Source organism: Variovorax sp. 01T432 (assembly GCF_056398605.1).
In genome coordinates this window covers 1-23,280 of the sequence record NZ_JBFTPS010000080.1, presented here as the reverse complement: position 1 = coordinate 23,280, position 23,280 = coordinate 1, and the positions used below count along the sequence as shown (strand labels likewise).

The window sequence follows — 23,280 nt, the reverse complement described above, 5'->3', positions numbered from 1 at the left end:
TCTTGGGTCGGGTGCCGTCCCTTCGGGGGCGGCCACCTCGCTCGGTGCCCTGTTCACCCAGAGCAGCTCGTGTGCTGTTCTGTGGGATGAAGTTTGCGCCCAAAATCTAGGTGAAAACCCGCAGAAATCGAAGCTCGGTGTTCACGTGCCGGAAACAATGCCGAAGGACGCGGGCCGTTCGAAGGCCCCTATACCAGCGACTTCGCGTTGTCGAGCACGTAGTCGCAGGCCTTGGTCTTGAGCTGGCTGCTCGCATTCTTGAGATTGAATGAACCGCCATCGCTGCCCTGGAGCAGACCCTTGCTGCCATTGGCGAATCCGCTTTGCTGCGACTTGTTGCCGGTGACCTTGGCCAGCAGCTTGTCCTTGATGCCGCCGGCCGCGTCGGCGCTCAGGTAGTTGTTCTTGATGCAGTACTGGAGCACACCGGCCGCATTGCCCATGGTGCTCTTTCCCATCGCCGGCATGGAAAGGCCCATGCCCTTGGCGAGCGCGCCCGCGGCGCCGGTGGTGCCGCCCGCATTGCCCGTGTCGGACCCTCCCTTGGCTTCACCCAGCCTGTTCTTGAGCGCGTCGAGCATCTGACTTTGCGCGGGGCTCGCATGCGCGGCCGCCAGCAAGGCGATGGTGGCGAGGGTCGATCGAGCATTCATGGTGGTCTCCAATGGGAAAGGGTCGAGAAACGCGCCGACTCAGCCGGCGAAGAGCGGCGCGGGCAGGCCGGGCGTGTCGAGCTGGACGGCGAACAGGCCGCCCGCCTCGGGTTCGGCAGCGCGCTGCTCCGGCGATAGCCCGCTGGTCGCGCTCGTGATGTAGAGCGTGCGCAGATCCGGGCCACCGAAGGCGCAGTTGGTGATATGGCTCGTCGGCAGCGTGATGCGGCACAGCTCGTCGGCGCTCACCGGGTCGTGGCAGCTCACGCAGGCACCGCCCCAATGGGCAATCCATAGCCGGCCCGCGGCATCGGTGGTCATGCCGTCCGGGAGCCCGTCGCCGCGCGCGAAGCGATGCCACTGGCGCTTGTTGGCCAGCGTGCCCGCCTCGGCATCGAAGTCATAGGCGTAGGTGCGGCCGCTGACGGTGTCGTTGAAATACATGGTGCTGCCGTCGAGCGACCAGGTCGGGCCGTTGGTCACGGCGAAGCCCTGGTCGTGGCGGCTGCACTGGCCGTCGGCATCGAAGCGGTAGAGCGCGCCGGTCGGCGCGTCGCAATCGAAGTCCATGGTGCCGCCCCAGAAGCGGCCCTGGGCGTCGCACTTGCCGTCGTTGAAGCGGTTGGTCGCCAGCTCCGGCTCTGGCTGATGCAGGTACTTCGGCGGCACATCCGCCGCGGCCGGGTCGAAGAGCGCGAAGCCGCGGCGCAGGGTGACGATCAGGCCCGGCGCATTCGCTCTCTCGGCGAGGGCCGAGATCTCCTCCTCGAACTGCCAGCTGGCGCGCGCCTCGCTGGACGGATCGAAGCGGTGCAGGCGGCGTTCCAGGATGTCGACCCAGTACAGCGCCTGTTCGCGCCGCGACCACAACGTGCCTTCACCCAGCGTCGCGCCGGCGGGCCAGACGCAGCGGGGCGCGGCGACCTGGCAAGGGTTGGTGGGGGACGAAAGGAATGCGGCGTTGGTCATGCGAGTCTCCTGGGAAAATCCTGGTCGGGCTCCAGCCGGCGGCCGTACACCGCGAGGCTCTCCGCCTTCAAGGCCTTCATCATCACCTTGGCCGCGGGAGAAAGAAGACGATCCGTGCGCGTGATGAGGCCGAACGCATCCATGTGGCAGGGCAGGTCCATCGGCAGCACGGCGCAGATGCCGTGCCCCGCGTAATAGCGCGCCACCTCCGTCCCCAGCACGGCCACCATGTCGCTCTGCTGCAGCATGCGCGTGATGAAGAGCAGGGCGGCAGTCTCGATCACATTGATCGGCGGCGCAAGCCCTTCCTCCTGGAACATGAGATCGAAGCGATGGCGCAGCACGCTGCCCGCGGGCGGCACGATCCAGCCGGCGGTGACGAGGTCGCGCAAGCCGAGTCCGCTCATGCCGAGCAGCGGATGACCGGGCCGCACCAGCGCGCACACCGGCTCTTCGACCAGCGCCTCGTAGCGCAGTTGCGCCTTGTCGTGCTCGGCGAACAGCCGCGCCACGAGGATGTCGAGCTTGCCCTGCTCGAGCCGTTCGAGCAGCACCGGGCTGGTGTCGATTTCCAGTGACACGCGCAGGTTGGGTTGCTCGCGCTTGACCATCGCGACCGCCGGTGGCAGCAGCGCCAGTCCGGGCGAGGTGATGGCGCCGATGTTGACCTGGCCGAAGCTGCCGGCCTTCAACGCGGTCAGTTCGTCATGCGCCTGGTTCAGGCTCCCGAGCGCCACCCGCGCGTGGCGGATCATCGTCTCGCCATACCAGGTCGGGCGCATGCCGCGCGGCAGCCGGTCGAAGAGCGAGACCTCCAGCACGTCCTCCAGGTCCTTCAGCAGCTTCGAGGCCGCGGGCTGAGTCATGTTGAGTACCTGCGCCGCGCGGTGGATGTTGCCTTCCTCTGCGAGTGCGACGATCAGCAGCAACTGCCGGGTCTTGAGGCGCGCACGGATGAACCAGTGCGTGTAGTTGGTCATGGATATCCCGGAGAGGGTTTGCGTGAATGCTTGTTCTTGCATCGATTCAATCGAAATCTTGATTGGAAAGATATCGGTGACATTCCTAGACTCGCCCCACCTTGAAGCGCACAGCACTCCAGCAGAAGGTCCGGCAGTTCATCAATGGCCGCTGGGAAACCAGCGTCACCACCGGCACCAGCCAGAACCCCTCCGACACCGGCGAGGTGGTTGCGGAATACGCGCGCGCCGACCGTAACCAGACCGAACTGGCGATCCGCGCCGCCGCCGATGCCTTCCCGCACTGGAGCCTCACCACCCCGCAGCGGCGCGCCGATGTGCTCGACCAGATCGGCAGCGAGATCCTGGCGCGGCGCGACGAACTCGGCCTGCTGCTGGCGCGTGAGGAAGGCAAGACCCTGCCCGAGGCGATCGGCGAGGCGGTGCGCGCGGGGCAGATCTTCAAGTTCTTCGCCGGCGAGGCGCTGCGTCCGGGCGGCGAGACGATCGCCTCCGTGCGGCCCGGCGTGCAGGTCGACATCACGCGTGAACCGGTCGGCGTGGTCGGTCTCATCGCACCGTGGAATTTCCCGCTGGCCATCCCGGCCTGGAAGATCGCGCCCGCCCTGGCCTGCGGCAACAGCGTGGTCTTCAAGCCGGCGGAACTGGTGCCCGCCTGCGGCTGGGCACTGGCCGAGATCATCAGCCGCGCGGCGCTGCCGGCCGGCACCTTCAACCTCGTGATGGGCAGCGGCCGCGAGGTGGGGCAGACCCTCGTCGACAGCCCCCTGGTCGATGCGCTGAGTTTCACCGGCTCGGCCGCCGTCGGCGAGCGCATCCTGCAGGCCGCCGTCGCGCGGCGGGCCAAGGTGCAGCTCGAGATGGGCGGCAAGAACCCGCTCGTGGTGCTGGCCGATGCGGATCTCGACCGCGCCGTCGACTGCGCGCTGCAGGGCGCGTATTTCTCGACCGGCCAGCGCTGCACGGCGTCCAGCCGCCTCATCGTCGAGGCGCCGGTCCACGACGCCTTCGTCGCGCGGCTGCGCCAGCGCATGGCGGCGCTCAAGGTGGGGCACGCGCTGGAGCGCGGCACGGACATCGGCCCGGTGGTGGACCGGGGCCACCTCGTGCAGAACGTCGCCTGGGTCGGCATCGCGCGCGCCGAGGGTGCCGAGCATGTCTGGGGCGGCGAGCTGCTGAAGCGGCCGAGCCATGGCCACTACATGAGCCCGGCGCTGTTCCTTGCGCGGCCCGAGCATCGCCTGGCGCGCGAGGAGATCTTCGGCCCGATCGCCTGCGTGCTGCGCGCCGACGACTACGAGCACGCGCTGGCACTGGCCAACGACACGCCCTTCGGCCTGTGCGCGGGGATCTGCACCTCGTCGCTGCAGCGCGCCACGCATTTCAAGCGCCATGCCAAGGTTGGCATGACCATGGTCAACCTGCCGACGGCGGGCGTCGACTACCACGTGCCCTTCGGCGGCCGCAAGGCCTCGAGCTACGGCCCGCGGGAGCAGGGACGCCATGCGGCGGAGTTCTACACCACCGTCAAGACCGGCTACGTGCTGGCCTGAGCGAGCGGAAGACAGACCCGTGTTTTTTCACCACGCCAACCAGGAGACATCACCATGAGATTGAACCGTCGCGCGCTGACCCTCGCACTCGCAAGTGCTTCGCTGTCCTCGCTGCTGCCCGTCACGGCGCTGGCGCAGAAGAAGATCGTGCTGGGCTTTGCCCAGGTCGGCGCCGAAAGCGAATGGCGAACCGCCAACACCGAATCGATCAAGTCGGCCGCCAAGGACGCCGGCATCGAGCTCAAGTTCTCCGACGCGCAGCAGAAGCAGGAGAACCAGATCAAGGCGATCCGCTCGTACATCGCCCAGAAGGTCGACGTCATCGCCTTCTCGCCGGTGGTCGAGTCGGGCTGGGAGACCGTGCTGCTCGAAGCCAAGGCGGCCAAGATCCCGGTGGTGCTGACGGACCGCTCGGTCGACACCAAGGACGACTCGCTCTACGTCACCTTCATGGGCTCGGACTTCACCGAGGAAGGGCGCAAGGCCGGCCGCTGGCTGGTGGAGAAGATGAAGGACCACAAGGGCGACGTGAACATCGTCGAGCTGCAGGGCACCGTGGGCTCGGCGCCGGCGATCGACCGCAAGAAGGGCTTCGAGGAAATCATCAAGGCCGACTCGAAGTTCAAGATCATCCGCTCGCAGACCGGCGACTTCACCCGCGCCAAGGGCAAGGAGGTGATGGAGGCCTTCCTGAAGGCCGAGGGCAAGAAGATCAATGTGCTCTACGCGCACAACGACGACATGGCGATCGGCGCCATCCAGGCCATCGAGGAAGCGGGGCTCAAGCCGGCGGTGGATATCACGATCATCTCGATCGACGGCGTCAAGGGCGCCTTCGAGGCCATGATGGCCGGCAAGCTCAACGTGTCGGTCGAGTGCAGCCCGCTGCTGGGGCCGCAGCTGATGTCGGCGGTCAAGGACATCAAGGCCGGCAAGACGCTGCCCAAGCGCATCGTGACGCAGGAGAGCATCTTCCCGATGGAGGTGGCCAAGGCCGAATTCCCCAAGAGAAAGTACTGAACAAACCTCCAGGCTGGCCACACTTCGCGTGGCCGCCTCCCCCCTTTTCAAGGGGGCAACACCGGGGGACCGGCGCAGCCGGATTCGCGGTGTTTCTCGAACAATCAACTCGACCCAATGGAGACTCCTCGATGAAGCGCATATTCCTCAAGACCCTGCTCGCCGGCGCCGCCGTCACCGCCATGATGGGCATCGCGCCCTTCGCGCAGGCGCAGGACAAGGGCCCCATCGCGATCTCGATGCCGACGAAGTCGTCCGCGCGCTGGATCGCCGATGGCGCCAACATGGTCAAGTACTTCAACGAGAAGGGCTACAAGACCGATCTCCAGTACGCCGACGACGACATCCCGAACCAGCTCGCGCAGATCGAGAACATGGTGACCAAGGGCGCCAAGGTGCTGGTGATCGCGGCCATCGACGGCACCACGCTGTCCGACGTGCTGCAGAAGGCGGCCGACAAGGGCGTCAAGGTCATCGCCTATGACCGGCTCATCAAGGGCTCGAAGAACGTCGACTACTACGCCACCTTCGACAACTTCCAGGTCGGCGTGCTGCAGGCCAGCTACATCGAGCAGGCGCTCAAGCTGAAGGAAGGCAAGGGCCCCTTCAACATCGAACTCTTCGGCGGCTCGCCGGACGACAACAACGCCTTCTTCTTCTACAACGGCGCGATGTCGGTGCTCAAGCCCTACATCGACAGCGGCAAGCTGGTGGTGCGCAGCAAGCAGCTGGGCATGGACAAGGTCTCGACCCTGCGCTGGGACGGCGCGGTGGCGCAGGCCCGCATGGACAACCTGCTGTCGGCCTTCTACACCAAGGACCGGGTGGACGCGGTGCTCTCGCCCTACGACGGGCTGTCGATCGGCATCATCTCCTCGCTCAAGGGCGTGGGCTACGGTTCGGCGCAGCAGCCGATGCCGGTGGTGACGGGCCAGGACGCCGAGGTGCCTTCGGTCAAGTCGATCCTGAAGAAGGAGCAGACCTCGACCGTGTTCAAGGACACGCGCGAACTGGCCAAGGTCACGGTGGGCATGGTGGATGCCATGCTGGCGGGCAGGCAGCCCGAGGTGAATGACACCAAGACGTACAACAATGGCGTGAAGGTCGTACCCTCCTACCTGCTCAAGCCGGTGAGCGTGGACGCGTCGAACTGGAAGCAGGCGCTGGTGGACAGCGGCTACTACAAGGAAAGCCAGATCAAGTAGCCGGACCGAAGAAGGAGACCGGATTGAACGATGTCATCCTGGAGATGCGCGGCATCACCAAGACCTTTCCGGGCGTGAACGCGCTCGACAACGTCAACCTCGCCGTGCGCGCGGGCGAGATCCACGCGGTCGTGGGCGAGAACGGCGCGGGGAAGTCGACGCTGATGAAGGTGCTCAGCGGCGTCTATCCCTGCGACTCCTACGCGGGGGAGATCCATTTCGAGGGCGAGCTGCGCCGCTTCAAGGGCATCGCCGACAGCGAGAAGCTGGGCATCATCATCATTCACCAGGAGCTCGCGCTGGTGCCGCTGCTGTCGATCGCCGAGAACATCTTCCTCGGCAACGAGACGGCCACGGGCGGCGTGATCGACTGGTTCAGCGCCTATGCGAAGACGCGCGAGCTGCTGGCCAAGGTGGGGCTCAAGGAGCCGCCGACGGCGCTGATCACGAACCTCGGCGTCGGCAAGCAGCAACTGGTCGAGATCGCGAAGGCGCTGGCCAAGCAGGTCAAGCTGCTGATCCTCGACGAGCCGACCGCGAGCCTGAACGAGAGCGACAGCGACGCGCTGCTGGCCCTGCTGCTCGGGCTCAAGGCGCAGGGCATCGCCTCGATCCTGATCTCGCACAAGCTCAACGAGATCGCCAAGGTGGCCGACTCGATCACCGTGCTGCGCGACGGCGCGACGGTGGAGACCATGGACTGCCGCGCCGAGCCGATCAGCGAGGACCGCATCATCCGCGGCATGGTGGGGCGCGACATGGCGCACCGCTATCCGCAGCGCACGCCCCGCATCGGCGAGACGGTGTTCGAGGTGCGCGACTGGCGCGTGCACCACGCGCTGCACGCCGACCGCGAGCAGATCAAGGGCGTGAACCTGCATGTGCGGCGCGGCGAGATCGTCGGCATCGCGGGGTTGATGGGCGCGGGCCGCACGGAATTCGCGATGAGCGTGTTCGGGCGCTCCTATGGGCAGCGCATCAGCGGCTCGGTGTTCATGCAGGGCAAGGAGGTCGATGTGAGCACCATCCGCCGTGCCATCGACCACGGCCTCGCCTACGTGACAGAAGACCGCAAGAGCCTGGGCCTGGTGCTCGACGAGGACATTCGCAAGAACGTGACCCTGGCCAACCTGGCGGCCGTGTCCGAGGGCGGCGTGATCGACGAGGGCCGCGAGTTCAAGGTGGCGAACGACTACCGGCGCAAGCTCAACATCCGCTGCGCGGACGTGAGCCAGCAGGTCGTCAACCTGTCGGGCGGCAACCAGCAGAAGGTGGTGTTGAGCAAGTGGCTGTTCGCCAAGCCGGAGCTGCTGATCCTCGACGAGCCCACGCGCGGCATCGACGTGGGCGCCAAATACGAGATCTACACCATCATCGACCAGCTCGCGAACGAGGGCAAAGGCATTCTCATGATTTCTTCCGAACTGCCGGAGTTGCTCGGCATGTGCGACCGCATCTATGTGATGAACGAGGGGCGCTTCGTCGCCGAGTTTCCGGTGGCGCAAGCCTCGCAGGAGAAGATCATGCGGGTCATCGTGGCTTCGGGGAGCAGTGTCCATGCCGACTGACATCGACGCCTCGCTCAAGCCCGCGACGCCGCCCGCCGGCGCATCGGTGGCCGCGCACGCCGGCTTCCTCAAGAACAACCTGCGCGAATACGGCATGCTGATCTCGCTGGTCGCGATCATGGTGCTGTTCCAGGTGCTGACGGACGGCACGCTGATGCGGCCGCTCAACCTCACCAACCTGCTGCTGCAGAACAGCTACATCGTGATCATGGCGCTGGGCATGCTGCTGGTGATCGTGGCCGGCCACATCGACCTGTCGGTGGGCTCGGTGTGCGGCTTCATCGGCGCGCTGGCGGCGGTGCTGATGGTGGAGTACGAATGGCACTTCGTGCCGACCTTCATCGTGTGCCTGATCGCCGGCGGGCTGGTCGGCGCGGCGCAGGGATGGTTCGTGGCCTTCTTCAGGATTCCATCCTTCATCGTCACGCTGGCGGGGATGCTGGTCTTCAAGGGGCTCACGCTGGCGCTGCTGGCGGGGCAGTCGGTGGGGCCCTTTCCGGAGGCCTTCCAGAAGCTGAGCTCGGGCTTCGTGCCCGACGTGCTGGGCGGCGAGAGCCTGCGTCTGACCTCGCTGGTGCTCGGGGCGCTGGCGGCCGCCGCGCTGCTGTTCTTCAAGCTGCGGGGCCGGGCCAGGCTGGCGCAGCACGGCATGGAGCAGGAGCCCTATGCCTTCTTCCTCGGCAAGAACCTGTTCTTCGCCGCGGTCATCCTGCTGCTGAGCTACCTGCTCTCCACCTACAAGGGGCTGCCCAACGTGCTCATCGTGATGGCGGTGCTGATTGTGGCCTACGACTTCGTCACCAACCGCACCACGGTCGGCCGGCGCATCTATGCGCTGGGCGGCAACGAGAAGGCGGCGCGGCTGTCGGGCGTGAAGACGCAGCGCCTGGCCTTCCTGACCTTCGTCAACATGGGAGTGCTCGCGGCGCTGGCGGGCCTGGTGTTCGCGGCCCGGCTCAACACGGCCACGCCCAAGGCGGGGCTGGGCTTCGAGCTGGATGTGATCGCGGCCTGCTTCATCGGCGGCGCCTCGGCCTCGGGCGGCGTCGGCAAGGTGATGGGCGCGGTCATCGGTGCCTTCGTGATGGGCGTGATGAACAACGGCATGTCGATCCTGGGCATCGGCATCGACTACCAGCAGGTGATCAAGGGCCTGGTGCTGCTGGCGGCGGTGTTCGTCGACGTCTACAACAAGAACAAATGACCGCCGAGCCCGCATCGGACGCGCTGGACACGCCGGCCTCGCCGATGCTGGAGCTTGCCGGCATCGACAAGGCGTTCAACGGCGTGCCGGCCCTGCGGGGCGTGACGCTGCGATTGCGGCCGGGCGAGATCCACGCGCTGATGGGGCAGAACGGCGCGGGCAAGTCGACGCTGATCAAGGTGCTGACGGGGGTCTACCCGGCCGACAGCGGGGAGATGCGGCTCGCGGGCCAGCCGATACGCCCGGCCTCGCCGCTCGAAGCGCAGCGCATGGGCATCAGCACGGTCTACCAGGAGGTCAATCTCTGCCCGAATCTCTCGGTGGCGGAGAACATCTTCGCCGGGCGCTATCCGCGCCGCGGCCTCGCGCAGGGCTTTCGCATCGACTGGGCGGCGGTCCACCGCGATGCGCGCGCGCTGCTGGCGCGGCTGGATGTGGACATCGATGTCACGCAGCTGCTGTCGAGCTATTCGGTGGCGGTGCAGCAGATGGTGGCCATCGCGCGCGCGCTGGGGCTGTCGTCGAAGGTGCTGATCCTCGACGAGCCGACCTCCAGCCTCGACGACGAGGAGGTCAACAGCCTTTTCGCGGTGCTGCGGCGGCTGCGCGGCGAGGGCATGGCGATCCTGTTCGTGACGCATTTCCTGAACCAGGTCTACGCGGTGTCGGACCGCATCACCGTGCTGCGCAATGGCGCCTGGGTGGGCGAGTGGCGCTGCGCGGAGCTGGGGCCGCAGGCCTTGATCTTCGCGATGGTCGGGCGCGAGTTCGCGGCGCATGCGACAGGCACGGCGCAGCTGCCGCCCATCGACGCGGCCGCGCCGGTCGTGCTGCAGGCCGAGGGCCTGGGGCAGAAGGGGCAGTTGCAGCCCGTGGACCTGCGCGTGCGCGTGGGCGAGGTGGTGGGGCTGGCCGGCCTGCTGGGCGCGGGCCGGACCGAACTGGCGCGCCTCCTGTTCGGCCTGGCGCGGCCGGACTGCGGCAGCCTGCGCATCGACGGCACGGCCGTGGAATTCGCGAGCCCGGCCGATGCGGTGAAGCACGGCCTCGCGCTGTGCCCGGAGGAGCGCAAGACGGAGGGCATCGTGGCCGAGCTCTCGCTGCGCGAGAACATCGCGCTCGCGCTGCAGGCACGGCTGGGCGTGCGCCATACGCTGTCGCGCGCCGAGCAGACGGTGCTGGCGGAGCGTTTCGTCAAGGCCCTGGGCATTCAGGCGGCCAGCATCGACACGCCCATCGGATTGCTGTCGGGCGGCAACCAGCAGAAGGCGCTGCTCGCGCGCTGGCTGGCGACCGAGCCGCGCCTGCTGATCCTCGACGAGCCGACGCGCGGCATCGACGTCGCGGCCAAGCAGGAGATCATGGACGAGATCCTGCGGCTCGCGCGCGGCGGCATGGCGGTGCTGTTCATCTCCTCGGAGATGAACGAGGTGGTGCGCGTCTCGCACCGCATCGCGGTGCTGCGCGAGCGGCGCAAGGTGGGTGAATTGCCCGCCGGCAGCAGCGAGGACGCGGTATATGAACTGATCGCGGCGCAGACATGAACGCATCCCTTGCTTCACGATGGTTCGGGCACCGGCTCGCGTGGCCGCTGCTCACGCTGCTCCTGCTGCTGGCCGTGAACGCGGCATTCAACGCCAGCTTCCTGCATCTCGAATGGCGCGGCGGGCATCTGTACGGCAGCCTGATCGACATTCTCAACCGCGCGGCGCCGCTGGTGCTGGTGTCGCTGGGCATGACGCTGGTGATCGCGACGCGCGGCATCGACATCTCGGTCGGCGCGGTGGTGGCCATCGCCGCGGCGCTGGCGGCATGGATGATCGGCGGCGAGCAGGTCAGCCGCCTGCCGATGTGGATGGCCATTGTCGCCGCGCTCGGCGCGGCACTGGCCTGCGGCTTGTGGAACGGCCTGCTGGTCGCGCGCGTCGGCATGCAGCCGATCATCGCGACGCTGATCCTGATGGTCGCGGGGCGCGGCATCGCCCAGTTGATCACGAACGGGCAGATCATCACGATCTACTACGCGCCCTATTTCTTCATCGGCAGCGGCTACCTGTTCGGGCTGCCGTTCTCGGTCTACGTGGCGGCGCTGGTGTTCGCGGCGGTCTACCTCGCGATCACGCGCAGCGCGCTGGGGCTGTTCATCCAGGCGGTGGGCATCAATCCGGGCGCGGCGCGGGTCGCCGGCGTGCACGCCCGGCGCATGATCGTGTGCGCCTACATGTTCTGCGGCTTCTGCGCGGGCGTCGCGGGGCTCCTGATCAGCTCGAACGTCAAGAGCGCGGACGGCAACAACGCGGGCCAGCTGCTGGAGCTCGACGCGATCCTGGCCGTGACGCTCGGCGGCACGCTGCTGACGGGGGGGCGCTTCAGCCTGGTGGGCAGCGTGATCGGGGCGCTCATCATCCAGACGCTGACCTACGGCATCTATTCGCTGGGTGTGCCGCCGGAGATCAACCTGGTGGTGAAGGCGGCGGTGGTCTTCGCGGTGATGCTGCTGCAGTCGGCCGAGTTCCGGCGCAGCATCGGCGCGCTGGCGCGGCGGCCCATTCGCGGGGAGCTTCGGTCATGAGCGCGGACCTGTCGCGTTCGCTCGTCCGCTCGGAGCTCACGGATTCCGAGGTCGCGAGGCATGGGAGCAAAGGAAGAGGGCGCAGGTCCGCGCGCCTCAATCCGAAGTACCTTCCCCTGGCCGCCACGATCTCCCTGTTCGTGCTCATGGCGACGCTCGGGTCGGTCTTCTACGACGGCTTTTTCTCGGCGCAGGTGTTCCTCAACCTGCTGATCGACAACGCCTTTCTCTGCGTCGTCGCCGTCGGCATGACCTTCGTGATCCTTTCGGGCGGCATCGACCTCTCGGTGGGTTCGGTGATCGCGTTGACGACCATGGTGTCGGCCTCGCTGGTCGAGAAGCATGCCTGGAGCCCGGCGATCGTGATTCCGCTGGTGCTGGTGATGGGCACGCTCTTCGGCGCGTTCATGGGCCTTCTGATCGAGCGCTTCCGTCTTCAGCCTTTCATCGTGACGCTGGCGGGCATGTTTCTCGCGCGGGGCCTGTGCTACCTGATCAGCATCGATTCGATCAGCATCACCCATCCCTTCTATGCGGCGGTCTCGCAGTGGCGCCTGCCGGTCTGGGGCGAGGCCTCGATCTCGCTGAGCGGGCTGATCGCGCTGGCGGTGGTGGCGGTCGCGGTGTTCGTCGCGCATTACACGGCCTTCGGGCGCACGGTGTACGCCATCGGCGGCAACGAGCAGTCGGCCTTGCTGATGGGCCTGCCGGTGCGCGCGACCGTGGTCGGCGTCTATACCTTGTCCGGCTTCTGCTCGGCGCTGGCCGGCGTGGTGTTCACCTTCTACATGCTGTCGGGCTATGGCCTGCACGCGGTGGGTCTCGAGCTGGATGCGATCGCGGCCGTGGTGATCGGCGGCACGCTGCTCTCGGGCGGGGTCGGCTACGTGGTCGGCACGCTTTTCGGCGTGCTCATGCTCGGCATCATCCAGACCTTGATTTCCTTCGACGGCACGCTGAGCTCCTGGTGGACGCGCATCGTGGTGGGGGCGCTGCTCTTCGTCTTCTGCCTGCTGCAGCGGCTGTTCACCGCGCGCGGGGCAGGGCCGGGTTGAGGCCGCCGGCGCGCTTCAGCGCTTCGATTCGTTCCAGAACGGCCGCGCGTGCGCCACCTTGGCGAGCGCCTCGCGGCATGCCGCCGCGCTCTCGGGCTGACGGGCGCTCAGCCAGCCCACCGCGAACCATGCGCGTGCGTCGCGGGCCGCCGCTTCCCTGTAGGCGGCGATGGCCACCGCCGCGTCGTTGTGCTCGCCGAGCGCATCCTGCGCCGGGCGCAGTTCGTCCAGGTAACGCTGGGCCGCGCGCTGGCCGAAGAGCGGCGCCGCGAACTCGCTCAGGTAACGCAATCGCTTGAGGCGCTTGCGGACCCTGTGCTGGGCGATGGCTTCGAGGTTCTCGAAGCGCTCCCCGTCGCGCACCACCTGGCGGTGCAGCTTCGACAGGCGCGCGCGCAAGGGCTTGCGAGGCGAGCCGGCGGGCGCTTCATCGGCTTCCTGGTTGTCGCACAAGGACCTTTCGATCAGGCTCACCAGCATCGCCTGGAACGCGGTCGCGCGCACCGCGGCGGCCGCGGCCGGGTCGTTCGCGGGCGCATCGAGTCCGTCGACCGGGGGGCCGCCGGCGGCTTCCATCTTCGGTTGCATGGTGTGCTGAAGATATTCGCGGTCACGCCCACGGCCGAGCGCGCGAAAGGCTTCCACCAATGCGGGCTCCCACGTCGGGGGAATGTCGGCGGTGAAGACCGCCAGCTCGCGCAGCGCCGTGCGCAGGCGCCGGATGCCCACGCGCAACTGATGCACATGTTCGGCGTCGGCACTGCCGGCGGCCACCTCGCTCGCGTTGGGAAGAATCTGCGCCAGGCAGGCGATCAATACCGCGCCGAACACCTGGGCGCTCGCCGAGCCGCGCTCCAGCTGCGGGGCCTCGGCCTTGACCGGGGCGCCGTGCGCTTCGCCGCGTGCGAGCTGCTCGCCGCGCGCCGATTTGGAAACGCTGTCCAGCCAGAGGCCGTAGCGCTCGCGCCACCGGCCGGCAAGCTCCAGCATCGACTGCGGGCTGCCGCTCTTGAGTTCGATCTCGAGTTCGCACACCGTGCGCGAACGCTCGCCCGCGCTCAGCTCCCCGCGATCGAAGGCCAGCTCGACGCGCGCGTCGCCGGTGCGCATCTCGCGCGTGGTGCGCCAGACGTCGGTGCCGTAGAGGGGCACGAGTTCGACGCTCGCGGGGTCGTGTCCCGCCTTTCGCACGGCCTGGGCGATCAGATCGCCGACGGGCGTGCCCTCATGCCGCGCGATGCGCGGCACCGGCACCTCGCTGGCGCGCTCGACGGGAATCTCGACGTTGTGTTCGTGGCGCTGGAGCGCGTTGCCGGAGGGCGCCTTGGCGGTCTGCACCCAGCTGTCGCCTTCCTTGCGCAAGCGCAGGACGATGCGCTGCGCCGCCAGTGCGCCATCCGGCGTGTCGAAGTAGCGCGCCTGGAGGCGGGTGCGATGGGAACGCCCGCGCGCCACCGCGGCTTCCACGGCGGCTCGCTGGTGTGCGTCGACCTGGAACTTGAGTTCGAACTCGATCACGGGTCGACCGCGCGGCGCGCGGCTGTCACTCTTGCAGTTCGTTGACCTGCACCGACAGATCGAAAAGCTTGGACTTGCTCGCGTAGTAGCGGTCGAGCCGCCACTCCTTCAGGATGTCCATCGCCAACTGAAAGCTCTTGTAGTCCAGGTCATAGAGCGTGACCAGTTCGAAGCTGTGCTCCGACTCCAGCGCCAGCACGAGGCGGGCGAGGATCTTGGCCGACTCATTGGTCGGATCCGTTTCGATGAATCGGCGGGCGACCTTGATGGCGTTCATGAGGGTATTTTCTCGGTTGACACGGGCCCATGACTATAGCCACCCTCCCCATCACGTTTTATGACAATTGCATGACAGACTACTTCATTAGTATGCTTATTGCAAAGTTGCAGATGGCCGGCATCGCCGGTCATTGCCCTGGTGGCGGTACTGGGGTGACGGTCTCCCGGATCAGCCCGCCGCCCATGACGCTGCCCTCGACCTCCGTCCTGCCTGTGCCTCGCATGCGGGCTTCACAGGCTGCTCGGTCAGCCGGCGGCTGCAGATTGCAGCGTGCCAGGGCATTTTGCTCGTAGGTGGTGGGCGCGGCGCTGGTGAGGCCGCCGCGGGCGGCCTCCTGGCGTGCCGCTCCGGCTTCACGCAGGCACGCGCTGCGATCCTGTTCAACACCGTCGCAGACCGCGCGTTCGCGCTGCTCCATGCGGGCACCCGAGCGCTGCGTCTGGGCCAAGACTGCCGACGTACCCATCAAACCGCCGGCCGCCAACAGAACGGCCAGGGTTGCACGAATAGCTGTATTCATCGATTCACTCCTTTGCACGGCGGCGCAGGGCGCGCCACCCGATGAGGAAGTGTGGGAGCGCCGGGCGCCGGCGGCTGTGGGACGCATCGCCCCTCGGGCGGCCACAGAGTCGCCGGTTGTTGTGGGACAAGGCCGGCAGGCCGGCCGTTGCGCAAAGGATTCTTTCGCCCGCCTGAAGGCCCCGTCCTACAGAACAGCGCCCGTCCCCGGCGCCCGGACCGGTCAGCCCTCTGCGATGCGCTTGGCGAGGTGCGCCAGGGCTTCTTCGACTTGGTCGACCAGGATCAGCGAGAGATCACCGGGCTGAAGCCGGGCCAATGCCGAGTCGATAGCGATGAATTCGCCGCGGATCTCGTCGATCGCGCGCGTGCGCCGGGCACCTTCCAGCCCCTGCCGAAGCAGCGCCATCACCTCGCCATCCGCCCGCCCGCGCTGCGCGGCGTCCTGGTAGAGGATCACGTCGTCGAAAGCCTCTCCGAGGATCGCGGTCTGGTCGCGGATGTCGCTGTCGCGGCGGTCACCGGCGCCGCTGATGACCACGGAGCGCCTCTTCGCGGGCATGGTGTCGACCGCCGCGACCAGCGCGCGCATGGCGTCGGTGTTGTGGCCGTAGTCGGCAATCACGGTGGCGCCCCGATAGTCCATCACGTTGAAGCGGCCCGGCACGCCGGCGGCATCGTTCATGAAGCTCGCAAGGCCGCTGCGGATCGTGTCCCAGTCCAGGCCCACGGCCCAGGCGGCGGCGACTGCGGCCATTACGTTGGCGACCTGGAAGCCGATGGTGCCGTTGCGCGTGATCTGCACGTCGCGCAGCGGAATGCGCTCGCGCCACGAACCTTCGGCGGCAACCAGCACATCCTGGTCGACATAGACGGTGCGCTTGCCCTGGGCGCGGTGGGTGGCCATGACCGGATGCTGCCGGTCGGCTGCGAAGAAGATCACGCTGCCGGGGCAGCTGGTCGCCATGGCCGCCACGTTCGGGTCGGCCGCGTTCAGCACCGCGTAGCCGCCGGGCGCCACGTTGCGCACGATCACGCGCTTGAGCACGGCGAGGTCCTCGACGGTCGTGATGTAGTTGAGGCCGAGGTGGTCGCCGCTGCCGATGTTGGTGACCACCGCCACCTGGCAGCGATCGAAACCCAGGCCTTCGCGCAGCACGCCGCCGCGCGCCACTTCGAACACGGCCGCGTCGACGTCCGGATGCAGCAACACGTTGCGCGCGCTCTTGGGGCCGCTGCAGTCGCCGCTGTCGGTCTGCCGGCCGTCGACATAGACGCCGTCGGTGTTGGTCATGCCGGTGCGCAGGCCGCTGGAGGCGAGCAGGTGGTTGATCAGGCGGGCGGTCGTGGTCTTGCCGTTGGTGCCGGTCACGGCCACCACCGGGATGCGGCCGTCGTCGCCGTGGGCATAGAGCGTGTCCATCACCGCTTCGCCGACGGCGCGTCCGCGGCCGAAGGAGGGCGAGATGTGCATGCGCAAGCCCGGCGCGGCATTGACCTCGACCACGCCGCCATGCTGCTCCTCGAGCGGACGCAGGACGTTCTCGCAGACCATGTCGACACCGCAGATGTGCAGGCCGACCATCTGCGCGGCATCGACGGCGCGCGCCGCCACTTCGGGATGCACGGTGTCGGTCACGTCAGTGGCGGTGCCGCCGGTCGAGAGGTTGGCGTTGTTGCGCAGCACCACGCGTTCGCCCAGCGCGGGCACGCTGTCGGGCGTGAGGCCCTGCGCTTCGAGGCGGCCGACGGCGATGTCATCGAGCCGGATCTTGGTGAGGGAGGTCGCATGGCCCTCGCCTCGGCGCGGATCGAGGTTGACGGTGTCGACCAGCTGGCGCACGGTCTTGCTGCCGTCGCCGATCACCTGCGGGGGGTCGCGCCGTGCGGCCGCCACCAGCCTGTCGCCCACCACGAGCAGGCGGAAGTCGAAGCCCGGCAGGAACTTCTCGACCATCACTTCGCCATGGACGGCCGCCGAATCGTAGGCCGCTTGCAGTTGCTCGCGCGTCGTGATGTTGACGGTGACGCCCTTGCCCTGGTTGCCGTCCTGCGGCTTCACGACCACGGGCAGGCCGATCTCGTTCGCCGCGGCCCAGCCGTCGTCGGCGCTGCTCACCGGGCGGCCCAGCGGCACCGGCACGCCGGCGGCATTGAGCAGCTGCTTGGTGAGCTCCTTGTCCTGCGCGATGGCTTCGGCCACGCCGCTGGTGCTGTCGACCTCGGCGGCCTGGATGCGGCGTTGCTTGGAGCCCCAGCCGAACTGCACCAGGCTTCCGCGCGTGAGGCGCCGGTAGGGGATGCCGCGCGCGACGGCCGCGTCGACGATGGAGCCGGTACTCGGGCCCAGGCGCTCGGATTCGTCGAGGTCGCGCAGCTCGGTGATGGCCGCGGTCGCATCGAATGCGGTGCCGCCCTGCGCGGCATCGATGAGCTGCTTGGCCAGCTCGAGAGCGCGCCGGCCGACCGCTTCCTCGCTGTACTGGAAGGTGACCTGGTAGACGCCTTCATCGACCGTGCGGGCGGTATGGCCGAAGTTCACCGCGCAGCCGGCCTGCGCCTGCAGGGCCAAGGCGGCGTTTTCGAGCACGTGCGCGAGCGAAAGCGGCTGGCCCAGCACGATCGGGTGCAGTTCGCCGATGGTTGGAAACAGCGCGCGCAGGCGGGCTTCGAAACCGGGCAGCCGTCCGAGGGCGTTCTCGTCGCCGATGCAGCTGACGATCGCCTCGATACAGGTGTGCCGGCTCCACAGATTGGGGCCGCGAAGAGCGCGGACGCGCGTGACTTCCATCAATTGCTCCAGGGCAGCACAGCGCCGGCCCATATGTCAGAAATACCGCGGAACGGGCGTCGCCGGGCCGTCGGTGTTGCCCCCTGCAAGGGGGGAGGCGAAGCGACACGAAGTGCGCGAAGCCTGGGGGTGCGCATCATCTAGGCCAGCTGTTGATCAGGCGAAAGCAGTGTCTGGGAGAGCTGCAGCGACGCCAGGGCGGCCTGCAGGTCGGCCTCGAAGGCTTCGACGCCGGCGCCGATCAGGCTGAGCGGAATGCCCAGCGCCCAACCGGTGGCGACCGCCGCCAGAAGGCTTTCGAGACTGACACCAGCGTGCGTCGCGCGCCAGATCGTCAGCCGACCCAGGCCGGGCAGGAAGGATTCGCTGCTGCCGTTGGCCAGCACCACGCGGTCCTGCCGCACCAGCACGGCCTTGCCGCCGGCGGACTGGTGCTTGGTCAGGGCCTCGGCCTGCGGATCGGCGCTGTAGAGGATCACATCGCCATCGCACAGGGGCGCCAGGCCGGCCACGCGCGGGTCGCCGGCGTTGAGCACGGCGGTGCCTTCGGGCAGCACCACGTCGACCTGGGTGCGCAGCACCTTGACCAGATGGTCGCTCTGCGTGATGTCGAATTCGGACAGCGCCTCTGCGCCGTCGAGGTCGGTGACGATGCCGACCTCGCAGCGGTCATAGGCGAGGCCGTCGCGCAGGATGGTCTCGGCGCCGTTCTCGATGACCACGGCCTGCACGGCGCGGTTCATCAGCAGGCGTCGTCCGGCCGCCCAGTGGGCGCTGTTGCGCGCGTCGACGCGGCGCCGTTCGAGGAACAGGCCGTCGCCGCAGGCCAGGCCGGTGTGTCGCCCGCCCAGGCCGATCAGCCAGGCGACCAGGCGCGCCAGCACGGCGGTGTCCCGCGAGCCGGCCACCCCGATCACGGGAATGCGGCCGGGCGTGCCGTCCGGGAAGAGATGGTCGCAGATCGCGCGGCCCACCGGGCGCGGCGAGCCGACGGCCGGCTTCAGGTGCATCAGCAGCCCGGGGCCGGCATTGACTTCGACGATGGCGCCGCCCTGTGCGGCCAGCGGGCGGCCGATGTCCTGCGCGACCAGGTCGACGCCGGCGATGTCCAGGCCCACCACGCGGGCGGCGAGCACGGCCGCATGGGCAACCTCGGGATGAACCAGGTCGGTGCAGTCGATCGCCATGTTGCCATTGCGCTGGATCGTGACGACGCGGCCGGCAGCGGGCACGGCCGTCGCATCCAGTTCCTGGCGCTTGAGTTCGAGCTGGAGCTTGGCGTCGGTCGCGATGTCGATGAAGTCGAGCGGGAATTCCTCTTCCGCGCCGCGCCGGGGGTCGCTGTTGAGCTGGCTCTCGATGAGCTGGGCCACGGTCGCGCTGCCGTCGCCGGTGACCGTGATGATCTCGCCGCGCGCGGCGGCGACCACCTGGCCGCCGACCACCAGCAGGCGGTGCTCGTGGCCACGGATGAAGCGCTCGACCATCACGTCGCTGCCCTCGGGCTCGGCAACGGCGAAGGCGGCCATGATCTCCTCGCGGGTGTTGAGCTCCAGCGAGACACCGCGGCCGTGGTTGGCGTCGGAGGGCTTGACCGCCACCGGCAGCCCGATGTCCTGGGCCGCTTCCCAGGCTTCCTCGGCGTTGGCGACCACCTGGCCCTCGGGTACGGGCACGCCGCAGCTCGCGAGCAGCGACTTGGTGAGTTCCTTGTCGCTGGCGATCGATTCGCCGATGGCGCTGGTGTAGTCGGTCTCGGCGGTCCAGATGCGCTGCTGGCTGGCGCCGTAGCCGAGCTGGACCAGGTTGCCGCTGTTGAGCCGCATGTGGGGGATGCCGCGGTCGGTGGCGGCGCCCACGATGCAGGCGGTGCTCGGGCCGAGGTAGCAGTCCTCGACCTTGGCCTTGACCGCGTCGACCGCGCGCTGCACGTCGGCGGCGGTGAAGGGGTCGTTGTTGATGGCGGCCATCATCAGGCGGTGGCCCTCGGCCAGCGCCACGCGGGCGACCTGTTCGTCGCGCGCGCGGAACACCATGCGGTAGACGCCATGCTGCGAGGTGCTGCGCGTCTGGCCGAAGCCGGTCGGCATGCCGGCCAGGTTGAGCAGCTCGATCACGACGTGTTCCAGCACATGTCCCGACCAGGTGCCTTCGGTCAGGCGCTGGATGAAGCCGCCCCGTTCGCCGACGCCGCAGTGATGCTCGATCAGGGCCGGGAGCAGGGCGGTCAGGCGGTCGGTGAAGCCGTCGATCTTGTTGGAGGGGTAGTCCTCCAGCGCGCCGAGGTCGAGCCAGACCTCGAGCACGGGACGGTAGGTCCAGAGGTTCGGGCCGCGCAAATAGTTGATGCGAAGCAGGCGGATGTCGTCGAAACGGCTCATGGAAACGTTCGATGTGCTTTGACCGAGCACGGCGGCGCTCTCAAGCGCGCCCATGGCGATCGGTCAGAATCGGCGCCCGGCAAGCGCCATGAAGGGTCCCACCAAGGGCCAGAGACATAGAAACACAATGCAACATCAAGATCCAGTCGGCACCCCGGAGGGCGAAGCGGAGGAGGCCTCAGAAGCTCTGAAAAGCCGGCTCACTGACGCGGAAAACGTTCTCGCGACCCTCCCGGTTGACCTTGACGGAGAACTTCGGTTTGCCTCCGGCCTCGTGGCGCTGACCGATCGGCGCCTGCTCGCGCGCGATTCCGGCGGCGCATGGGCCGAGTGGCCGCTGGGCGGCGCGGGGCTGGCGCTGCAGCTGACCGACCATGCCGGCATCGGCACGCTCGACCTGTTCGACGCGCGCACGCGCCTGGCGCGCTGGCGTTTCACTCTGACGCAGCAGCCGGCGGCCCTGCGGCTGCAGAAGCTTTTCGGGCAGCGGGCCGGGGGCGCGGCGGTTCCGGCGGCGGCCGAAGCGGCCGAAGCGGAAGAGGGGCTGGCGATCGAACCCGAACTCCCGGCCCCGCCGTCCACCTGGGTGTTGCTGCGCCTCGGGCGCTTCGCCAAGCCTTACCGCAAGCAGCTCATCACAGGGTTTGTCCTTACCCTGGCCTCGACGGCGGCCACCCTGGTGCCGCCGTACCTGACCATCCCGCTGATGGACGACATCCTGATTCCGTTCCAGAACGGGCAGCAGATCGCGATCGCCAAGGTCGTGCTGTTCCTGAGCGCGCTGCTGGCCGCGGCGCTGGCGGGCTGGGCGCTGGGCTGGGCCCGGACCTATCTGCTGGCGCTGGTGTCGGAGCGCATCGGCGCCGACCTGCGGACCACCACCTACGAACATTTGCTCACCTTGCCGCTCGACTACTTCGGCGGCAAGCGCACCGGCGACCTGATGTCGCGCATCGGCTCGGAGACCGACCGCATCAACGTCTTCCTTTCCCTGCACGCGCTCGATTTTCTGACGGACGTGCTGATGATCGCCATGACGGCGGTGATCCTGGTGTCGATCAACCCGCTGCTGGCGGTCGTCACGCTGGTGCCGCTGCCTTTCATCGCGTGGATGATCCACGTGGTGCGCGACCGGCTGCGCACCGGCTTCGAGAAGATCGACCGTGTCTGGTCCGAGGTGACCAACGTGCTGGCCGACACGATCCCCGGGATCCGGGTGGTCAAGGCCTTCGCGCAGGAAAAGCGCGAGGCCCGCCGTTTCCATGCCGCCAATGCCTACAACCTCCAGGTCAACGACAAGCTCAACAAGACCTGGTCGCTCTTCACGCCCAGCGTGTCGCTGCTCACCGAGATCGGCCTGCTGGTGGTCTGGGGCTTCGGCATCTGGCAGGTGGCGCGTGGCCGCATCACGGTGGGTGTGCTGACGGCCTTCATCGCCTACATCGGGCGCTTCTACACGCGGCTCGACTCGATGAGCCGCATCGTGTCGGTCACGCAGAAGGCGGCGGCCGGCGCCAAGCGCATCTTCGACATCCTCGACCATGTGAGCAACGTGCCCGAGCCGGCGAACCCGGTGAAGATCGAGCGCATCCAGGGGCGCATCGAGATGGCCGACGTGGGTTTCCGCTATGGCAGCCGCGCGGTGATCCGCGACCTCGACCTGGTGATCGAGCCGGGCGAGATGATCGGGCTCGTCGGCCACAGCGGCTCGGGCAAGAGCACGCTGGTCAACCTGATCTGCCGCTTCTATGACGTGACCGACGGCGCCATCAAGGTCGACGGCACCGACATCCGCCGCTTCGCGGTGGCCGACTACCGGCGCCATGTCGGGCTGGTGCTGCAGGAGCCCTTTCTCTTCTTCGGCACGATCGCGCAGAACATTGCCTACGGCAAGCCCGAGGCCACGCGCGAGGAGGTCGTGGCGGCCGCCCGCGCCGCGCACGCGCACGATTTCATCCTGCGGCTGCCGCACGGCTACGACTCGCTGGTGGGCGAGCGCGGGCAAGGGCTCTCGGGCGGCGAGCGGCAGCGCATCAGCATTGCCCGCGCGCTGCTCATCGATCCGCGCATCCTGATCCTGGACGAGGCCACGTCGGCGGTGGACACCGAGACCGAGAAGGAGATCCAGAAGGCGCTGGACAACCTGGTGCAGGGCCGCACCACGATCGCGATCGCGCACCGGCTCTCGACACTTCGCAAGGCCGACCGGCTGGTGGTGATGGACCGCGGCGAGATCGTCGAAGTGGGGCCGCACGACGCGTTGATGGAAAAGCAGGGCGCCTACTGGCGTCTGTACCAGGCGCAACTGCGGCAGGCGGACGATGAAAGCGCGGGTGCCGCGGCCGAGCGCGCCTCGGTGGCGGTGGCACTCGGCGGCCATGCGGCCCATCCGGCGGGGGAAGCATGAACGACATCCAATTGGAACGCGATGCCTTCGGGCGCCTGGTGCTGGTCGATGCACAGGGCACGCGCCATGAAGGCGTCGTGCCGGTGCGTGCCTTTCCGCTCACGGCCCCCGACGACGGCATTTCGCTGGTCGGCGGCGATGGCCGCGAACTCGTGTGGCTCGACCGCCTCGACGCGCTGCCCCGGGAATCACGCGCGCTGCTCGCGCATGAACTCGCCGCGCGCGATTTCGCGCCCACGCTGCAGAAGCTGCACAAGGTGTCGAGCTTCGGCGTGCCGAGCACCTGGCGGGTCAGCACCGACCGCGGCGAGACCAGCTTCGTGCTGAAGGCCGAGGAAGACATCCGCCGGCTGGAAGGCGGCGCGCTGCTGATCGCGAGCGCGCACGGCGTGCAGTTCCGCATCCCGGACGTGAAGGCGCTGGACCGCGGCTCGCGCAAGCTGCTGGAGCGCTTTCTCTAGGCCGAAGTTCCTCCAATCGCCGAGCGAGTTTGTCTTTGCACGACAAGCACTTGGCGTGAGTTTGGGGTTCCGGTTTCTGTCTACAGACGGATCTGCTGGAGCAGATCGAGCGCGCGTTGTTGTTTCGCGTTGGGCGTAGTGAGG

Annotated in this window: 18 protein-coding genes; 10 read left to right on the top strand and 8 right to left on the bottom strand. The window is 68.0% G+C overall.

The features are described 5' to 3' along the window. Window positions 1-188: 188 nt before the first annotated feature. Genes AC1DNF_RS33300 through AC1DNF_RS33290 form a run of 3 tightly spaced genes read right to left on the bottom strand, consistent with a single transcriptional unit; the run spans window position 189 to window position 2,602 of the window. Window positions 189-653, bottom strand: coding sequence for a DUF2501 domain-containing protein (locus tag AC1DNF_RS33300; RefSeq protein ID WP_478152937.1), 465 nt, complete (start codon window positions 651-653; stop codon window positions 189-191). A 39-nt stretch (window positions 654-692) separates the two neighbouring features. Continuing rightward, the gene (locus tag AC1DNF_RS33295) at window positions 693-1,622 is read right to left on the bottom strand and encodes an SMP-30/gluconolactonase/LRE family protein (protein ID WP_478152936.1); all 930 of its coding nucleotides are present in this window, start codon (window positions 1,620-1,622) and stop codon (window positions 693-695) included. After that, window positions 1,619-2,602 carry a LysR family transcriptional regulator gene (locus AC1DNF_RS33290; RefSeq protein WP_478152935.1) on the bottom strand — a complete coding sequence of 328 codons (984 nt, stop codon included), beginning with the start codon at window positions 2,600-2,602 and terminating at the stop codon, window positions 1,619-1,621. The genes AC1DNF_RS33295 and AC1DNF_RS33290 overlap by 4 nt, the downstream gene beginning before the upstream one ends. A gap of 101 nt (window positions 2,603-2,703) precedes the next feature. On the opposite strand from AC1DNF_RS33290, the gene AC1DNF_RS33285 reads away from it, so the two are divergent. The 8 genes from AC1DNF_RS33285 (at window position 2,704) to yjfF (ending at window position 12,779) form a co-directional block, all read left to right on the top strand. After that, window positions 2,704-4,155: an aldehyde dehydrogenase family protein gene (locus AC1DNF_RS33285; protein WP_478152934.1), complete on the top strand. Its 1,452-nt coding sequence runs from the start codon at window positions 2,704-2,706 to the stop codon at window positions 4,153-4,155. 54 nt (window positions 4,156-4,209) lie between these two features. After that, window positions 4,210-5,175 carry an ABC transporter substrate-binding protein gene (locus AC1DNF_RS33280; RefSeq protein ID WP_478152933.1) on the top strand — a complete coding sequence of 322 codons (966 nt, stop codon included), beginning with the start codon at window positions 4,210-4,212 and terminating at the stop codon, window positions 5,173-5,175. A gap of 131 nt (window positions 5,176-5,306) precedes the next feature. Next, a complete protein-coding gene (gene chvE / locus AC1DNF_RS33275; RefSeq protein WP_478152932.1) occupies window positions 5,307-6,380 on the top strand; it encodes a multiple monosaccharide ABC transporter substrate-binding protein in 1,074 nt (357 codons plus the stop codon). Between the two features lie 44 nt (window positions 6,381-6,424). Next, window positions 6,425-7,948, top strand: a complete 1,524-nt coding sequence (gene mmsA, locus AC1DNF_RS33270; protein WP_478152938.1) for a multiple monosaccharide ABC transporter ATP-binding protein — start codon at window positions 6,425-6,427, stop codon at window positions 7,946-7,948. Continuing rightward, window positions 7,938-9,152 (top strand): multiple monosaccharide ABC transporter permease, encoded by a 1,215-nt coding sequence (mmsB, locus tag AC1DNF_RS33265; protein WP_478152931.1) that lies wholly within the window; start codon window positions 7,938-7,940, stop codon window positions 9,150-9,152. Before mmsA ends, mmsB begins: the two co-directional genes overlap by 11 nt. Then, window positions 9,149-10,696, top strand: a complete 1,548-nt coding sequence (locus AC1DNF_RS33260; protein ID WP_478152930.1) for a sugar ABC transporter ATP-binding protein — start codon at window positions 9,149-9,151, stop codon at window positions 10,694-10,696. Before mmsB ends, AC1DNF_RS33260 begins: the two co-directional genes overlap by 4 nt. Continuing rightward, on the top strand, window positions 10,693-11,724 hold the full coding sequence (locus AC1DNF_RS33255; RefSeq protein ID WP_478152929.1) for an ABC transporter permease: 1,032 nt from the start codon (window positions 10,693-10,695) through the stop codon (window positions 11,722-11,724). Before AC1DNF_RS33260 ends, AC1DNF_RS33255 begins: the two co-directional genes overlap by 4 nt. Next, entirely contained in the window at window positions 11,721-12,779 is a 1,059-nt protein-coding gene (gene yjfF, locus AC1DNF_RS33250; protein WP_478152928.1) for a galactofuranose ABC transporter, permease protein YjfF, read from the top strand. The genes AC1DNF_RS33255 and yjfF overlap by 4 nt, the downstream gene beginning before the upstream one ends. Before the next feature lie 15 nt (window positions 12,780-12,794). Here the strand turns inward: yjfF and AC1DNF_RS33245 are convergent, their stop codons facing one another. The 5 genes from AC1DNF_RS33245 to AC1DNF_RS33225 form a co-directional block, all read right to left on the bottom strand. Continuing rightward, complete coding sequence (locus AC1DNF_RS33245; RefSeq protein ID WP_478152927.1) at window positions 12,795-14,297, bottom strand: CYTH and CHAD domain-containing protein; 1,503 nt, start codon at window positions 14,295-14,297, stop codon at window positions 12,795-12,797. Between the two features lie 25 nt (window positions 14,298-14,322). Next, window positions 14,323-14,574 (bottom strand): hypothetical protein, encoded by a 252-nt coding sequence (locus AC1DNF_RS33240; protein ID WP_478152926.1) that lies wholly within the window; start codon window positions 14,572-14,574, stop codon window positions 14,323-14,325. Window positions 14,575-14,704: 130 nt separating this feature from the next. Then, window positions 14,705-15,097: a hypothetical protein gene (locus AC1DNF_RS33235; protein ID WP_478152925.1), complete on the bottom strand. Its 393-nt coding sequence runs from the start codon at window positions 15,095-15,097 to the stop codon at window positions 14,705-14,707. Between the two features lie 222 nt (window positions 15,098-15,319). Then, window positions 15,320-17,887: a cyanophycin synthetase gene (cphA, locus tag AC1DNF_RS33230; RefSeq protein WP_478152924.1), complete on the bottom strand. Its 2,568-nt coding sequence runs from the start codon at window positions 17,885-17,887 to the stop codon at window positions 15,320-15,322. A gap of 140 nt (window positions 17,888-18,027) precedes the next feature. Next, window positions 18,028-20,268, bottom strand: a complete 2,241-nt coding sequence (locus AC1DNF_RS33225; protein ID WP_478152923.1) for a cyanophycin synthetase — start codon at window positions 20,266-20,268, stop codon at window positions 18,028-18,030. A gap of 127 nt (window positions 20,269-20,395) precedes the next feature. On the opposite strand from AC1DNF_RS33225, the gene AC1DNF_RS33220 reads away from it, so the two are divergent. Next, the gene (locus tag AC1DNF_RS33220) at window positions 20,396-22,675 is read left to right on the top strand and encodes a cyanophycin metabolism-associated ABC transporter (protein WP_478152922.1); all 2,280 of its coding nucleotides are present in this window, start codon (window positions 20,396-20,398) and stop codon (window positions 22,673-22,675) included. Beyond that, window positions 22,672-23,136 carry a cyanophycin metabolism-associated DUF1854 family protein gene (locus AC1DNF_RS33215; RefSeq protein WP_478152921.1) on the top strand — a complete coding sequence of 155 codons (465 nt, stop codon included), beginning with the start codon at window positions 22,672-22,674 and terminating at the stop codon, window positions 23,134-23,136. The genes AC1DNF_RS33220 and AC1DNF_RS33215 overlap by 4 nt, the downstream gene beginning before the upstream one ends. Window positions 23,137-23,280 lie beyond the last annotated feature (144 nt).